At 51.5% G+C, this 15775-nt stretch carries 14 protein-coding genes; 10 read left to right on the forward strand and 4 right to left on the reverse strand.

All coding sequences use genetic code 11. The annotated features are described in order from the left end of the window. The first annotated feature begins 116 nt into the window (after positions 1–116). Together BLV87_RS14575 and BLV87_RS14580 are read left to right on the forward strand one after the other, a co-directional pair. The gene (locus tag BLV87_RS14575; protein WP_093069848.1) at positions 117–1952 is read left to right on the forward strand and encodes a pyruvate kinase; all 1836 of its coding nucleotides are present in this window, start codon (positions 117–119) and stop codon (positions 1950–1952) included. A 15-nt stretch (positions 1953–1967) separates the two neighbouring features. Continuing rightward, entirely contained in the window at positions 1968–2723 is a 756-nt protein-coding gene (locus tag BLV87_RS14580; protein ID WP_139282193.1) for a hypothetical protein, read from the forward strand. On the opposite strand, the gene BLV87_RS14585 is transcribed toward BLV87_RS14580, so the two are convergent. Then, positions 2720–3049 carry a DMT family transporter gene (locus BLV87_RS14585; protein WP_093069851.1) on the reverse strand — a complete coding sequence of 110 codons (330 nt, stop codon included), beginning with the start codon at positions 3047–3049 and terminating at the stop codon, positions 2720–2722. The two genes, BLV87_RS14580 and BLV87_RS14585, sit on opposite strands and share 4 nt — an antisense overlap. 157 nt (positions 3050–3206) lie before the next feature. Here BLV87_RS14585 and BLV87_RS14590 point away from each other — a divergent pair, with 157 nt between their 5' ends. The 4 genes from BLV87_RS14590 (at position 3207) to ppk2 (ending at position 6515) form a co-directional block, all read left to right on the forward strand. Beyond that, positions 3207–3650 (forward strand): hypothetical protein, encoded by a 444-nt coding sequence (locus tag BLV87_RS14590; protein WP_093069852.1) that lies wholly within the window; start codon positions 3207–3209, stop codon positions 3648–3650. An 88-nt stretch (positions 3651–3738) separates the two neighbouring features. Next, positions 3739–4698 carry an acetylxylan esterase gene (locus tag BLV87_RS14595; protein ID WP_093069854.1) on the forward strand — a complete coding sequence of 320 codons (960 nt, stop codon included), beginning with the start codon at positions 3739–3741 and terminating at the stop codon, positions 4696–4698. 69 nt (positions 4699–4767) lie between these two features. Beyond that, positions 4768–5496, forward strand: coding sequence for an esterase family protein (locus tag BLV87_RS14600; RefSeq protein ID WP_093069856.1), 729 nt, complete (start codon positions 4768–4770; stop codon positions 5494–5496). A 179-nt stretch (positions 5497–5675) separates the two neighbouring features. Continuing rightward, positions 5676–6515: a polyphosphate kinase 2 gene (gene ppk2, locus BLV87_RS14605; protein ID WP_217630005.1), complete on the forward strand. Its 840-nt coding sequence runs from the start codon at positions 5676–5678 to the stop codon at positions 6513–6515. A 57-nt stretch (positions 6516–6572) separates the two neighbouring features. Here the strand turns inward: ppk2 and BLV87_RS14610 are convergent, their stop codons facing one another. Continuing rightward, complete coding sequence (locus BLV87_RS14610) at positions 6573–8921, reverse strand: esterase-like activity of phytase family protein (RefSeq protein WP_093069859.1); 2349 nt, start codon at positions 8919–8921, stop codon at positions 6573–6575. A 171-nt stretch (positions 8922–9092) separates the two neighbouring features. Between BLV87_RS14610 and BLV87_RS14615 the strand changes: the two genes are divergently transcribed. The 4 genes from BLV87_RS14615 (at position 9093) to BLV87_RS14635 (ending at position 14972) form a co-directional block, all read left to right on the forward strand. Beyond that, positions 9093–11924, forward strand: a complete 2832-nt coding sequence (locus BLV87_RS14615) for an nSTAND1 domain-containing NTPase (protein ID WP_093069861.1) — start codon at positions 9093–9095, stop codon at positions 11922–11924. A gap of 308 nt (positions 11925–12232) precedes the next feature. Continuing rightward, on the forward strand, positions 12233–12460 hold the full coding sequence (locus tag BLV87_RS14625; RefSeq protein WP_093069864.1) for an AbrB/MazE/SpoVT family DNA-binding domain-containing protein: 228 nt from the start codon (positions 12233–12235) through the stop codon (positions 12458–12460). After that, the gene (locus BLV87_RS14630; RefSeq protein WP_093069865.1) at positions 12457–12903 is read left to right on the forward strand and encodes a PIN domain-containing protein; all 447 of its coding nucleotides are present in this window, start codon (positions 12457–12459) and stop codon (positions 12901–12903) included. Before BLV87_RS14625 ends, BLV87_RS14630 begins: the two co-directional genes overlap by 4 nt. A gap of 98 nt (positions 12904–13001) precedes the next feature. After that, positions 13002–14972 (forward strand): bifunctional 2',3'-cyclic-nucleotide 2'-phosphodiesterase/3'-nucleotidase, encoded by a 1971-nt coding sequence (locus BLV87_RS14635; protein WP_093069867.1) that lies wholly within the window; start codon positions 13002–13004, stop codon positions 14970–14972. An 82-nt stretch (positions 14973–15054) separates the two neighbouring features. Here the strand turns inward: BLV87_RS14635 and BLV87_RS14640 are convergent, their stop codons facing one another. Together BLV87_RS14640 and BLV87_RS14645 are read right to left on the reverse strand one after the other, a co-directional pair. Continuing rightward, on the reverse strand, positions 15055–15462 hold the full coding sequence (locus tag BLV87_RS14640; protein ID WP_139282195.1) for a DUF4388 domain-containing protein: 408 nt from the start codon (positions 15460–15462) through the stop codon (positions 15055–15057). Positions 15463–15482: 20 nt separating this feature from the next. Beyond that, positions 15483–15695 (reverse strand): hypothetical protein, encoded by a 213-nt coding sequence (locus tag BLV87_RS14645; protein ID WP_093069870.1) that lies wholly within the window; start codon positions 15693–15695, stop codon positions 15483–15485. Positions 15696–15775 lie beyond the last annotated feature (80 nt).

The raw sequence follows: 15775 nt of genomic DNA on the forward strand, positions 1-15775 counted from the left end.
GAAGGTTTTATGGCAGATATATTAAAAAATGATGACAACGACTGTTTGCTCAGGTGTCATCAAGCTGCAATAACGGCGGCGTAGCATGGGTAAACCCCCAAAATGGAATCAAGCCAATGGACAATAACGTGTTACTAACCCGTTTGTGGCAATTGCGTGAACAGGCAGTGGACTTCGCGGCACAACACCCTGATGTAGACAACATTCACCCTAATCATGCCGTTTCTGCGCAAAATTTATTGCATTATCTTGGTTTACGCAGCCATGAATTGCGTGAGGTACAACTGGCTTTGATTGAACGGGGATTAAGTTCTCTGGGGATTCTTGAGGCGCATACGCTGGCAACGCTCAACCGGGTGATTGCGGCTTTGGAATGTTTGAGTGGGTGCGCTCCCTCACCAGAACCGAATGCCCCGATTCAGGTTGCTGAGAGCCAGCATTTATTGGCGTATGCCAGCCATGCACTGTTTGGCGAACGCCCCACCCAGCGTGAAGCCCGTATTATGGTCACGATGCCGACGGAAGCGGCTGAAGGCTCTGCATTCCTCAGTGAGTTGTTGGCAGCAGGCATGGAGGTGATGCGCATTAATTGTGCTCACGATGATACGGATGCTTGGCAACAGATGATTACCAATCTGCGTTTGGCAGAGTCACTCACCCATAAACGCTGTAAAACCCAATTGGATTTGGCAGGTCCTAAACTGCGCACGGGTACGCTTGGCGTGGTTGGGCGAGTCATTAAACTTAAACCAGTACGTGATGTGTTTGGTCATGTGTATTTGCCGGGGCGACTCTGGTTGATACCGCAAGGCGAAGTGGTGGTAGTCTCTGATCTTCCTGCCTTAGAAGTCGAAGGCGCGGATTTTAATGGGACACAGGTGGGTGATTACATTGTACTGACGGATGCCCGTGGCTCTCTGCGTCAATTACGTATTGCTGCAAAACATCAGCACGCCCGCTTGGTAACGACTGAGCACACGGTGTATCTGCAAGAAAATACCCAACTGGTGTTTGAGCGCAGTGGCAAAGCGTTTGGCACGGGTTCATTGGTCAATGTGCATGAAGTAACGCCTCCGTTGGTACTGTCAGTGGGCGATGCCTTGATTTTAACCCGTGACGACCAACCGGGTGTATCTGCCAAGCAGGCGACCGATGGCACACAAACCGAACCCGCCCGCATTCATTGTACGTTGGAGGAGGCTTTCGTTGTGGTACGAGCAGGGCAACACGTGTGGCTTGATGATGGCAAAATCAGCGGGATAGTCGAACAGAATGATGGCGCTGAAATCAGGTTGCGTATTACCCAAACACCCCCCGGTGGTGCGAAATTGCGTGCAGAAAAAGGTATCAACTTTCCCGACGCGGCGTTTGATTCATCCGCTTTAACCGAGAAAGATGTAGCCGATTTGGAAGCCATGGCGGGCAAAGTGGATATGGTGGCGTTGTCGTTTGTGCGCTCCCCGCAAGATGTGGCGAATTTGCAAGGACATTTGCAGCGTTTAGGCATCCCGGAAACGGGGATTATTCTGAAAATTGAAAACCGTGCGGCCTTTGAAAATTTGCCTGCGATTTTGCTGATGGCGATGCGCTCACCCAATATCGGGGTCATGATTGCACGGGGTGATTTGGCGGTAGAGGTAGGGTTTGAGCGTTTGTCAGAGGTGCAGGAAGAAATCCTCTGGTTATGTGAGGCTGCACATATTCCGGTGATTTGGGCGACGCAAATTCTGGAGGGAATGGCGAAAAAAGGTGCGCCATCCCGTGCTGAAGTGTCGGATGCTGCCATGAGTATTCGCGCCGAATGTGTGATGCTGAATAAAGGGCCTAATATCGTCGAAACGGTACGTTTTCTGGATGGTATTTTGCAGCGCATGGAAGGCCATTACCACAAGCGGCGTTTGATGATGCGCCCGTTGAGCGTGTGTCAGCATTCTTTACAACTCAATAATTAGTTAAGGACATTAGCCATGTCTGGATTAACAGATGCAAATGCCTGTTATCGACGTTTAGAAGTTGATCGAATCAAACAAACGACTGAGCATTTATGCCTGCGGATACACGAACGTTTTCCGCACGCTAATTTGCTTAAGGTGTGTCATGAGCTGGATCATCAGGTGGATGCACTCAAAGCCAAAGCGTGTTGGATCGCTTGCCCCAATTGGTGGTTGCGGGGAGTGATGTTGCTATCGGCTATGCTGGTGCTTGGTGTGGTGCTGTGGTTTACGTTTGCACCACTCAAAGAGTTGTTATTGAACCGTGTTGAAGCGCCGGGCGATTTCTTGCAGGCAGTGGAGGCGGTGCTGAGTGGTGTGTTTTTACTGGGGCTATGGATACTGTTTTTGTTTACCTTAGAGCAACGTTTTAAGCGTAGTCGGGCGCTAACGGCTATCCACGAATTACGCGCTTTAGCGCATGTCGTGGATATGCACCAGTTGACCAAAGATCCCAGTTACATTCTCAATAAGGCTGCCCGCACTGCGTCATCACCACCGCGCAATCTGGGGGCGTTTGAGTTGATTCGTTACTTGGATTATTGCAGTGAAATGCTTTCAATTATCGGCAAGCTGGCGGCGTATTACGCACAGAATTTCAATGATTCGGTATTGTACGATGCGGTCAACGACGTGGAATCGTTGACCAATGATTTGTCGCGCAAGATTTGGCAAAAAATTGCGGTATTGCACGAATACCAGCAAGAGCAAGACGAGAACGCCACTGATTAATGTTTCACGATTTTTGAAAACATCTGGATGACGACGACGCCAGCAATGATCATGCCCATGCCAAGCACGGCGGGTAAATCCAAGCGTTCATCGTACATAATAATGCCGATGATGCTGATCAGCACAATCCCCAGCCCTGACCACACCGCGTAGGTAAACCCCAAGGGCAGGGTGCGTAACGCGAGCGTCATAAAATAAAACGCAAACCCGTAACCCACGATCATGATCAGGGTAGGGATGGGCTTGGTAAATTCTTCAGTCGCCCGTAATGAACTGGTGGCAATGACTTCAGCGATGATGGCAAGCGCAAGGTAAAAATAAGACATAAGTTAGGGTTTTGGTTTTACACAACAAAGGACTGGTATCATAAACGGAATGCGAGTGTTATGGCATTGGATTCTTGCCAATTATCGTCTTGTGATCAATCCGTATTAGCGTTTTGTTATATTCCAGCATGACAAAACTCCACAGAGCGACTTTAAGATGAATGATAAAAAACATTGTGCAATGGATACCCGTGATTTAGTCACGCTATTGGCTGACTTAGCCGAGCAAATTGAAACCTTGATTGGCAAAAAAGGTGCGGTCAGCGTGTTCCGCTATGCAGGCAAGCAAATGGGCAAACGTTTAGGTGCTGGGCAGTCCGGCGATGCGGAGCAGGCACGCGGGATTGTGGCAAAATTTTTCCAAGACAAAGAATTCATGGATGGCGTGACGCTGGAAGGCAACGGTGCAGAACTCAGCGGTTGCCGTATCGGTCTGGTATTGCGTGACCGTGGTATCCAAGCAGGTTCACATGCTTTATGCCATTTTGGGTTTGGTTTGATTGATGGTGTTACAGAAGCAGTAACAGGGCGCAAGATTATTACTCTGCATTTGGCTTCGGAATACCACGATGATGGCATTACGTGTCATGAAACTTGGTAATAGAGTAAATGGTGAGAATTTCATTGTGTGGCTGTGAAGCAAAATAAGGTATAAACACAGGTTTCCATGACGTGATGAGGGAGCGCGGATGCCTGCCAGTTTTACCCACGGTTTTGCTTTTGACCCTAGTTACGGGTATTCGCTGGATGATTTTCTGGCGATTGACGCACCGCTTGCCCCTGTTGACTTTGCGGATTTTTGGCAGGCGCGTTATGCCCGTGCTTTGCAGGTGCATCCACGCCCACGCATCACCCATACGGGAACCGCGCAACACGGTTATGAAGTGTACGATTTGCGCTATTGTTCGACTGAGCATTTTATGATTCGTGGTTGGCTATTGATTCCTCAACACCAGCCGGTAACGCGGGCATTGGTATTTGGACACGGTTACGGTGGCTGTGACGGTGCGGATTTTCGGTTGCGACCGGAAGGCACAGCGTTGGTGTTTCCGTGTTTGCGGGGCTTATCACGCAGCCAGCATCCGCCGATTTCAGCGAATCCGGCATTTCATGTGTTGCATGACATCGACAAGCCGGAACAGTACCTGATTGGCGGTTGCGTGGATGATGTGTGGCTGGCGGTGTCAGCAACGCAGATGCTTTTTCCGGCGACGATGGGGCATATTGGCTATTCCGGTATCAGTTTCGGGGGCGGAATTGGGGCATTGGCATTGCCGTGGGATGCGAGGATGCAGCGGGCGCATTTGAATGTGCCGACGTTTGGCAACCAACCTTTGCGTTTGCAATTGCCGACGATTGGTAGCGGTGCGGCAGTGCAGCGTTATCAGCAGCAACACGGTAATGTGCTGGAAACCTTGCAATATTACGATGCCGCCAGTGCTGCCCGTTTTATCCAGCAACCGATGCATGTGGCGGCGGCATTGTTTGACCCAGCCGTCGCGCCACCGGGACAGTTCGCGGTTTACAATGCATTATCCGGCGAAAAATCGTTGTTTGTGCTGGAAGCAGGGCATTTTGATTACCCGCAGCGAGGGGCGCAGGAACAGGCGCTATTGCAAGAATTGGAAGGATTTTTCGCGCTACTGTAAAACGCCTGCAATCTCGCACGTTTATGATGCCTCCATCGAAATGTCGCAAACAGTAAGCAGGTCAGGTCAATGCAACGCGAATATCACCGCTGGCACAGCCCCCGTTTGGGGCGCACGATGGAATTGCTGGTATTTGGGCACGCGGGAGCCAAGGTGCTGGTATTCCCCACCCGCGACGGGCGTTTTTACGAATACGAAAAGTTACGCATCGTCCACCAGCTTGCACACAAGATTAATGCAGGGCAATTGCAACTGTTTTGCGTGGATAGCGTAGACCACGATGCGCTGTATTGTTTCTGGAAGCATCCCGCCGAACGTATCCGCCGCCACATGCAGTTTGAGGATTACATCCTGCATGAGGTGTTGCCATTTATGCAGCACAAGAATCAGCACCCTTGCACGATTGCGCACGGCTGTAGTTTGGGGGCATTTCATGCGGCGAATATCGCATTTCGGCATCCGCACTTGTTTCAGAAACTGAGCGCGTTTTCGGGGCGTTATGATTTGACGATGCAGGAGGAAAGTTTTTCTGATCTATTCAACGGCTATTACGATGAGAATATCTATTTTCATACGCCGACGCATTTTTTGCCGAATCTGACGTGTGAGTGGCGGTTACAGCATTTGCGGCAGATGGATATTGTACTGGTGATTGGTAAGGAAGATCCGTTTTTGGGTAATAACCATCACCTGAGCTATATCTTGCACAGTAAGGGGATTCGGCATCAGTTGCATGAGTGGAATGAACGGGCGCATCGCGGCTATTATTGGCGGCGCATGGCTCCGTTGTATGTGTAAGCGCATCCGACACAATGCTGTCATATAAAAACGTTAGTATCCCGCCCTGATCAAGGATCATTTAAATCCCACTTCGAGGAATAAGAGGAATATTAATGGATTACGAAAATAATACAGAAGACTTTAGCAGTGACTGGCTACAAGCAGAGCTAGACGAAACCTTGGATGATTTGTTTGAGATGGAATTCAATGAACCCATGCTCAGCCAAGAGATTCGTAAAATTTATAAGCGCCACCACCCTGATATGTTGGATAACCGCACTTATTATACCAACTTGCTGCGTCTCCAGTCCGAGCTGATCAAACTGCAATACTGGGTGGAACAGACCAATGCCAAGGTGCTGATTATCTGTGAAGGACGTGACTCCGCAGGCAAGGGCGGGGTCATTAAGCGCATTACCCAGCGCCTAAATCCGCGTGTTGCCCGTGTGGTAGCGTTGCAAAAGCCGAGTGACCGCGAAATGACCCAGTGGTATTTCCAACGTTATGTGCCGCATCTGCCTGCTGGCGGTGAAATCGTGCTATTTGATCGTTCTTGGTACAACCGTGCCGGGGTTGAGCGGGTGATGGGGTTTGCGAGCGAAAGTCAGGTCGAACAATTCCTTCAAGACGTGCCAGAGTTTGAGCGCATGTTGGTGCGTTCCGGCATTATTGTGCTGAAATACTGGTTCTCGATCACGGATGAAGAGCAACAATTGCGTTTTTTGACCCGCATTCATGACCCGATGAAACAGTGGAAGCTCAGCCCGATGGATTTGCAGTCCCGTGTGCGTTGGGAAGACTACACCAAGGCGAAGGAAGAAATGTTCGAGCGCACCAATATCCCGGAAGCGCCTTGGTACATTGTCGAGGGCAATGATAAGAAGCGCGAACGCCTTAATTGCATTGAGCATATCCTCTCAAAAATTCCGTATGAAGAAATTGCTACCGAGAAAGTTACCTTGCCTGAACGGGTATTCAACCCGGATTATGAGCGTCGTACCTTGCCGGATGAGCTTTACGTGCCGAAGATTTATTGATTGTTGAAGAAACCCCTCCAAACCTCCCCTTGTCAGGGGAGGCTTTTTTTCTACCACTTACTTGATGATATTGCCCAAGTTGATCAACTGGGTTTCACCATTGTTGTCTTTCACGCCATCGTTGTCGTTGATGATCAGTACATTGCCGTTGGCGAGTACGGCTGAACCTTCGATCTTTTCCATGACCGGGCTGCCAGTGGCTTTCAGGTCTGGCAGGATGTCGCGTACCAAGGTCTTGGCAACGGTTGCACCAGCCGCTACGCCGTTGGTGTCGATGCGGTACAGGCGTTTGATGGCAGCATCCGGCCCGCCTTGGTTATCACGTTCGACCACCAAGAATTGACCGTTACCCAGCGAAGTCAGGTCAGACAAACCGACCCAACCGCCGTTTTTGGACGCAACCGCATCCAGCGGGTAAAACACAAAGCTCCATGCTTTGGTTGCGGTATCGTAGATGCCGATGCGTGGGTTGGCTTCCTTGTTCCAAGCACGTTGGAACGCAACGTAGACACGCCCGTTGTATTCCGCCACGCCTTCAAAACCAAAGCGCAATTGTACAGCATTAAGGTCGGCTGGCAGCGGGATAGCTTGCTGAATCACGCCATTTGCATCGGTCTTGAACAGCAGGTTAGCACTATTAACCGGGCGTGCTGCTTCACCAACTGTACCCGCACCTTCAGAAGCAATCCAGAAGCCGCCATCACTGGCAACCGCCACGCCTTCAGGGTCAAGGTTGACGGTTTTGTCGGCGTTGATCATGGCTTTCAGGTCGGCACTGTCAAACACGTCTTTGCGGGTATCGCTGTCGGCTTTGGCAGCCGCATCAACTGTGGCAACGGACAGGCTCCCCAGCACATTGTTCAGGTCGCTGATTTTGGCAGCAACGCTTAACTTGGCAGGTTTGCTGGACACATCCAGTTTGAAGATGCGGTTTTGCTGGTAGAAGCTGTCTTCAATGGCATAAACCGTGTTGGAATCATTGGGTGCAGCAGCAAGACCAGACATCGCACTCCAGGCTACCGGCTGACCACTGGCATCATCGGTGGAAATGACCGTCGGGTACGCAGCGGTTTTGTCTTCGTAGCGGTAAATGTTCAGGGTTGAGCGAATAATGTCTGCACGCGCATCGACTTCACTGGCAGCAACCAACAGGTTACGAGAAGGGATGGCTAGCACACCTTCAGGCCCTGCACCCGCTGGCAATACTTGTTTCAGCACAGGTTTGCTGTTGTCTTTAGCATCGTAGACGAAAACTGAGTTTGAACGTTCTGAAGCAACAAATAGGAATTTATTGGATTCAAAGGTACCCGATTCGGCATTTTCCGGTTCATTGCCTTTGTTTTTGGAGCGGTCATCGGGGTAATGCCCCATGCGGATAGCTTGGTGTTCCATGCTATTACCTGCGGCAAACACGACGTCGCCTTTGGTGTTGAAAATGGTGAAACCACGGCTGCCACCTAACCAGTCGCCTTCGTCAGCGGTGGCAAACAGGTCAGTGGATAACCAAGTTACGCCATCCGGTTCACGCGCGATGGCACTCAATGCGCCGTCGGTGGTAATCAGGGCAGGGGCTTCTTCTTTGGTGTCGATTTTGTCGAGGTCTACCGCGCCTGCATTGAAATGGTTGATGATTTTACCATCGACCAAGTTTACCAAGGCGATGTGATTGTTTTCTTGTAAAGTCACGACCGCGACGTTATTGCTGTTAATGTCAACGTATTCCGGCTCTGGGTCGCCAGGGGCAACGGCGGCTAAGCCACTCATGTCCACTTTGCGGCTTGTCCAGGCGCTGGGTTCGCCCTTGAGGTCGATGATCATCAAATAACCGGCAGGTGCTTGGGGAATCGCACCGTCATTCACGTCTTCATCGCGTTCGTTTTCGATGGCAATGGCGGCGTAATTACCGTCAGGGCTAACCGCTACGGAATCGGGTTGACCGCCAAGGTCGAGTGAGGCAACCACGGTTTTGCTGCTCAGGCTGACTACATCCAGCTTGCCACTGGCATTGATGAAGTCGGTGGAGGTGTTGACGCCTACCAGCGCGTAATTGCCTTTGACGGCAACGGAGGTTGGTTCGCCGCTCATTTTCAGTTTGCCTGCGGCTTTGGGTTTGGTCGGGTCGGTGATGTCAACGAAACCGATGGATTTGCTAGGGCTGTCGCTGTAAATCAGTGTCATGCCATCGGTGCTGGCGGCGACGATTTCAGCAGCGGTTTCGTCAGCAACATTGCAGTCAGCATCCAGTTGCAGGCACACCGGAAATGAGGCAACACGATTGAAATTTTTGGTGGTGGTCGCTGGGGTGGTGTTATCCGTGCCGGTGTTATTGTCATCGTTGCAGGCACTCAAGCCGAGTGCGACCGCGAGCGCAAGGGCGCACAGTTTTAGGGAGACAGGTAGGCGCATGAAAGACTCCATAATGCGTTTATAGAAATAAGTGATTGTTGGCGGTTTGAATGAAGATTATTTGACAAACATGTGACGTTTTGGTGAAACAGCAAGCAGTGGGAAATGGAGCGCACAGGGGTTTCAGTCTGTGCCATACTTCAGCCATCCGTATGAGAAGGGAGAATCGGGATGGCAGATGCCCCGCAAACCGCACAGATTTTTCTCAGTTACAGCCGCACCAATCTGGAAGCGGCGATTGTATTACGCACTGAACTGGAAAAAGCCGGATTCACCGTATTCCGTGATGAAGATTCCATCCGCGCTGGTGATAACTGGATGGAACGTTTGCAAGCCGCGTTGCAAGGCTGTTCTGCCTTCGTATTGCTCTACGGGCGTGAAGGCGTGCGGCGTTGGGTCTGGGCGGAAGTGCAGTATGCCTTGAGCCGCAACCTTTCCCCGCATGATGATGCTTTGCGCTTGCCGATTTTCCCGGTTTTGTTGCCGGAAGGCGATTTGCATAATCTGCCGCCGTTTTTGAGTCTGTTTCAGATTCAACGCTGGCAACCTGAGCAAGCCTTGCCCGCTACGCTGATTCAGGCAATCCGCGATAAGACTGAATTGCTGGATGATAGCAATACTTTTGAAGGCTGCCCGTATTTGGGCTTGAGTGCGTTCCAGCCGGAACACGCCAACTTGTTCTTTGGGCGGCGTGAGGAAACGCTGGATGCGCTCAAACTGCTCGGCACATTGCGCGATGACGTGCGTCCTGACCGCATCCGTGTCGATGGGCAATATTGCCGTTGGCTGCAAATCGAAGGCAACAGCGGTTCGGGCAAATCATCGCTGGTGAATGCCGGGATGTTGCCGCTGATCCAGCAAGGTATTTTGTGGGCGCGGACGGGCTACGAACACTGGCATATCCTCAAGCCGATGATGCCGGGGGAAAAGCCGCTGCAACAATTGGCGGAAGTGCTGGAACATTCGCTGTTACCGGAACAGCAACGCGACATCGGCAAGCGTCATCAATGCCTGTTGGCGGATGAAAAGGCTTTGGCCTTGCGCCTGCGCGACTTCAAGCAGGATGGCAAAGCCTTCCTGCTGGTGGTTGACCAGTTTGAGGAGTTGTTCACTTTTTCTGATCAGACCGAAAAGCTGCACTTTGACATGCAGCTTTACACCGCGCTGCAAGACAAGGATTGCCCGCTGTTTGTGATCAGCACGGTGCGTATCGACTTTCTGGAGCATTTCGAGCAATTGCTGTGCCTGAAAGCGCTGTATCGTCAGCGGTTGTGCGAACGGTATTTGCTGCCGACTGTGACGCAACGCGGCTTGCAGGAGGCGATTGAACAACCGGCACGCTTGGCGGGGTTGGATGTCAGCGCGGTGACAACGGCGATGCTCAACGATGCCAAAAATGAGCCGGGGGCGTTGCCGCTGGTGGAAAACGCCTTGCGGGTATTGTGGGAACAACGCGAAGGCAACCGCCTCAGTGGTGAGTTGTACCTCAGCAAAGGCGGCATTGCCGGGTTGCTGGAAGAACAGGCGGATGATTTGCTGAAACGGCTCGACAGCGATTTGCCCAAAGGCAAAGCGGATGCGCTGGAATTGCTGCTGGCACTGACCCGCATCAATGACGAAGGCCGCCATACCCGCCGCCGTTTGCCCTTGGGTGAAGCGCGGCTGGCAGCCGGGGGCAAACAGGCTGACCCTAAACGCGGGCAACAGGTGATTGATTACTTGACAGGCAGGCTCACGCCGGATGGTGGCAACCGTAAGGCCAATGGCAGTTTGCGCCTGCTGGTGACGGTCGGCGACAACGAACACGACCAATCCATTGACCTGATCCACGAAACCCTGATCCGCGCCAAAGGCAAGGATGAAGTCACCGGCAAGCAGGTGGGTTACTGGAAAACCCTCTACGACTACATCGACAAGAACCGCGAGCGCGGTTTCTACCGTGACCAACTGGCACGACAAGCCAAAGAATGGCAGGGCAAGAAGGGCTTGGGGCGTTGGTTCAACTTGGCGGGCTGGGGTGATTTGCGGGCTTACCGTAAGCTGCGCCCGGAGCGGGGCAGTGTGGATGAGCGTTTTCTGAGTCGCAGCCGTCGGGTTGGGTGGTTGCAAGGTGGGGCGTTGGTGTTGTTGCTGGGCTTCGTCGGCGAATCCTACCTGTGGACGTTGAACAACGGGCTACCGCCCAACTACATGCTGACCCAGCAGAAATTCCGCCTGATGGATTGGGGGATTTTGCCCGAACCATTGCCTGAGATGTTAGAGATTCCATTGTCGGTAGGGGAGTTTCAGATGGGAGATAGTAATGAAGATAAATATAAAAACTCTATGAAAAACCCTATATCAAAAGAGTCGGTTAATTTGGGGGATCCACCAATAAGAGTCACCCTCACTAATCCGTTTGCACTAGGTAAATTCGAGCTGACTTACGAGCAATATGATTACTACGTTTGGTCGCAACGAGAAAATGATGATTCACCAGCTTACCCTAGTAATGCACCTAATGAGAATGCGCGGGGGCAACGGGCAGTAGTGAATGTGTCATGGAACGATGCACAAAACTATTTACAATGGCTTAGCATTAGAACGGGTGATAATTACCGCCTACCAACAGAAGCAGAGTGGGAATACGCTGCTCGTGGGGGGCTTACTACACCCTATTGGTGGGGGAATAACATTGGAAAGAACAATGCTAACTGTCGAAATTGTGGTAGTCAGTGGGACAATACATTTGTTGCTCCAGTGGGTAGTTTTAAACCTAATCCGTTTGGATTGTATGACACAGTAGGCAATGTATGGGAATGGACGTGTTCAGACTGGAGAATGATTTTTAATGGTGATGAGAAGATTTGTACACAATTTGAATCTGATTTTCGCGTTTCTCGAGGTGGTTCTTGGAATATCGATGCTATTTATGTGAATGCTGCATCTCGTTCTAAAGACAACGTAGTTGAAAGACACAATAATGTTGGCTTGCGTGTTTTGCGTACTGCTAGAACCCATTAACCTTTTACCGTTGGTGGCACGTTGGTTCGGGTGCTGTGGTGCTTGCCGGGAGTGGCGGTGGTGGGGCTGGCTACCGCGCGAAGCGCGGTCGAAAATCCCCCTCAATCCCCCTTTTGCAAAGGGGGAAGCTGGAGAGTGCCGTCCTCTTGTCCCCCCTTTGCAAAAGGGGGGCAGGGGGGATTTCTCTTACGCTTACCACCAATCCAGCCTGTGGTGCGTTCAAGACAAAAAAGCTCAATATCAATCCTTGTGCCAGTATTCTCTTTGAATTACTATTTTTGCAATTAAGTAATTCAAGGAGTGCCGTCATGCGCAGCACCATCACCTCCCGTGGTCAAACCGTCATCCCCGCCGAAGTCCGGCGTTTTTTCCACCTTTCCGCTGCTGATCGGCTGGAATGGGTGATTGAAAACAATACCATCCGTGTCATTCCGGTGCGGGAAAATCCTATCGACGCTTTCCGGGGCGGTAGCAAACGGAAGGGATCAGTCGAGCGCTTGTTGGCAGAGCGTGCTTTCGACAAGGAGCGGGAATGAAGCGTTACCTGCTGGATACCTCTGCATTGCTTGCTTTGTGGGATGAAGAAGAGGGCGTGGATACCGTCAGCGATCTTCTTCAGCAGTGCGAAAATGGGCAGGCTAAATGCTTTGCCTGTTTCATGAGCCAGATGGAAATTCTCTACCGTGTCTGGAAGGATGAGAACGAGCAAGTGGGACGGTTGGCGTATGAACAGTGCAAATCCCTGCCCATCGAATGGGTTCACGAATCGGCGCAGTTGCTCGAAAAGGCGGCGCAACTGAAAGCCACTTGCCGGGTGTCACTGGCAGATGCATGGATTGCTGCCAGTGCCTTGCTACACGGTGCAACGCTGGTACACAAAGACCCGGAATTTGAAACGGTGCAGTGCCAGCAGTTGGCGTTGCCTTATAAGCAGACCAAGATTCACGAAGACGAGGGTGAATATCGGCTACCGGCATAGCGCACACCATCACAAAAACATCACCAAACATTCGTAGCCCTGTAACCCTTCAGTCAGCACCATGCACCGGATTCTCAACGTTTCCCACGGAGCGCCCCATGAAGCTGAAAAACGTCCACCGACCTTGGTCATTGAGTATTCTTGTAGCTTTATCTGCCAGTGTCCTACTGGTTTCTGGTTGCAACGATAATGATGGAACCGCCACCACCAGCGATACGACCAACACCACCCTTGCTATCCTCGCCACCACCGACGTCCACACCAATATCCTGTCTTACGACTATTACAAAACCACCGAAGACAAAACCATCGGTCTGGAACGCACCGCCGCCCTGATTCAGCAAGCACGGGCGCAATACCCCAATAGCATCCTGCTGGATAATGGCGATACCCTGCAAGGCACGGCAATGTCGGATTATCAAGCGGTCGTCAAGCCGGTTACGTGTGGTGAAACCGCTGCCCAAATCAAGGTGATGAACTATTTGCGTTACGATGCAATGGCTTACGGCAACCACGAATTCAACTACGGTTTGCCTTGGCTGGATCAAGTGACCGGCAAGGATGGTTGTGCGGGCGCTAATTTCCCCATCGTGGTTGCCAATGTGCTGAATGCCGATGACAAAAAACCACGTTACCCTGCAACCACCATAGTGGAAAAAACCATCGACGGCAAACCGCTTAAGATCGGTGTTTTCGGCGTCACCCCGCCGCAAATCGTCTTGTGGGATAAACGACATCTGGATGGCAAAGTCGTCACCGAAGGCATCAAAGAAGGCGCGACCAAAGCTGTGGCAGAACTCAAAGCCAAGGGTGCTGACATCATCGTTGCGCTCAACCACGGCGGCATGACCAAACAAGCGTACTCAGCAGAATTGGAAAATGCTGGGAATTACGTGGCAGAAATACCCGGCATTCATGCCATGATCATGGGGCATTCCCACAGCTTTTTCCCGGATGGCAAAGCCTACGCCGATATTCCGAATGTGGATAACAAAACCGGCAAAGTGAATGGTGTACCTGCGGTAATGCCCGGTTTCTGGGGCAACCATCTGGGGGTGATCACGCTGGAGCTGGAGCAAAAAGATGGCAAATGGTCAGTCGCCAGTTCCAAAAGTGAAATTCGCCCGATTGCCATCAAGGATGCCGCAGGCAAAGTGACCGGCTATGTTGACCCCGATCCACAAGTGAAAACACTGGTGCAAGCAGAACACGACGCCACCGTCACTTACGTCAGCACCCCAATTGGCACGAGTGAAATGCCAATTGCCAGCTTCTTTTCGCACGTGGGAGATACCACCGCGATGGAGCTGATCAATAAGGCACAAACCCGCTACGTCAATGACTACGTGAAAGCCAATTTGCCGCAATACGCCAGCTTGCCGGTGTTGTCAGCCGCAGCGCCATTCAAGATGAATTTCCGGGGGTCGGGTTACACCGATATTCCTGCCGGTGGGGTGGCAATCAAGAACGTTGCCGACCTGTACCTTTACCCCAATACCGTGCAAGCGGTGAAAATTGACGGTAAAGCGGTTAAAGCCTGGTTGGAAAAATCCGCGCAATATTTCAAGACCATTGACCCGACCAAAGCTGAGGCTCAGGAATTGATTGATACCACCTTCCCGTCCTATAACTTTGACGTGATAGATGGTGTGACGTATGAGATTGATGTTGCCGCCGCCGTGGGCAGCCGTATCAAGAACCTGAGTTACCAAGGCGTGCCAGTGACGGATGCGCAGGAATTCATCGTGGCAACCAACAATTACCGCGCTTCTGGCGGCGGTGGGTTTGCCGGTTTGAATGGTAGCCAGACGATTTTTGAATCACCGGATACTAACCGTGACATGATTGTGGAATACATCAAAACCACCAAAACCCTGACCAAAGCCAATAGCGGTGCGGACAAGAACTGGCGTTTTGCCCCGACACTGACCGGCGGCACAGTCACGTTCAAATCGGCTTGCGACAAGCTGGCGGTGGCGACGGCTGATGACATTGCCAATGTGACCCAAACCAGTGCGGCGAAAGACGAGAACGGTGACTGTACTTACAGCATCGACTTGAGCAAGTAATTCCTCCTCCTGACTATCCCTCCAACCGGAAAGCCCTGCCCACGCTCGCAGGGCTTCCGCTTTTAGAGTGCACTCTATTGCTTTACTCGAAATAAAACTTCCCAAACAAGGCTTCCATTTCCTCTTTGGTAAACAACGAACCGCTCACGGGTTTCGGTCCTGCTGGTGCTGAAGGTTTGACCTCAGGTTCCGCAGGTAAACCCAGTAGTTCCACCGCCCGTTCATGTGCCACCATTGCGACGCTGCGGAACGGGTAGGTTTGCTGATTGAAGGAATAACGCCCGGCCTGAATCGTCGTGAAGGCGAGCAAGGCATCTTCCCCGTGCAAACGGCTAAATGTGCAATGCGTTAAGCGCCCTTTTTCAAGGGCGAAGCGGCAAGATGCATTGTCATGGGTCGCAATTAGGAATGTGCCAGACAATTTCTGGACAACCGCATCCATTAACCCATTCCATAAGACGAGGTAAGGGTGGTAATCACGATTTGGCATGTAACACTCGTAAGTTAAAATTAACTGCGTACCAGCTTGCGCTTGCCAGCACCGGCTACCGTGGTTTTCAGGCTTTTTTCCAGCTTGGTGGTGTAAGTGCTGGTTTTGACGCTGGAAACAAAATACCAGTCTGCTTTGGCTTCGGTCGCATTCACGCTTAGCACCATGTAACCGCGTTGTGCGGTATCCGCGTAAGCCAGCGTGGGGATCAATTGCTGCACCCCTATACGCATCAACTTTAACCCGCGAAAGCGGTCTCCCTCTCTGGTAGGCTATTAGTTTTGCACACCGAATAGATCGACTTCGACAAGGA

The sequence above is a fragment of the Thiothrix caldifontis genome (genome assembly GCF_900107695.1).
In the GTDB taxonomy this organism is placed as follows: Bacteria; Pseudomonadota; Gammaproteobacteria; order Thiotrichales; family Thiotrichaceae; genus Thiothrix; species Thiothrix caldifontis.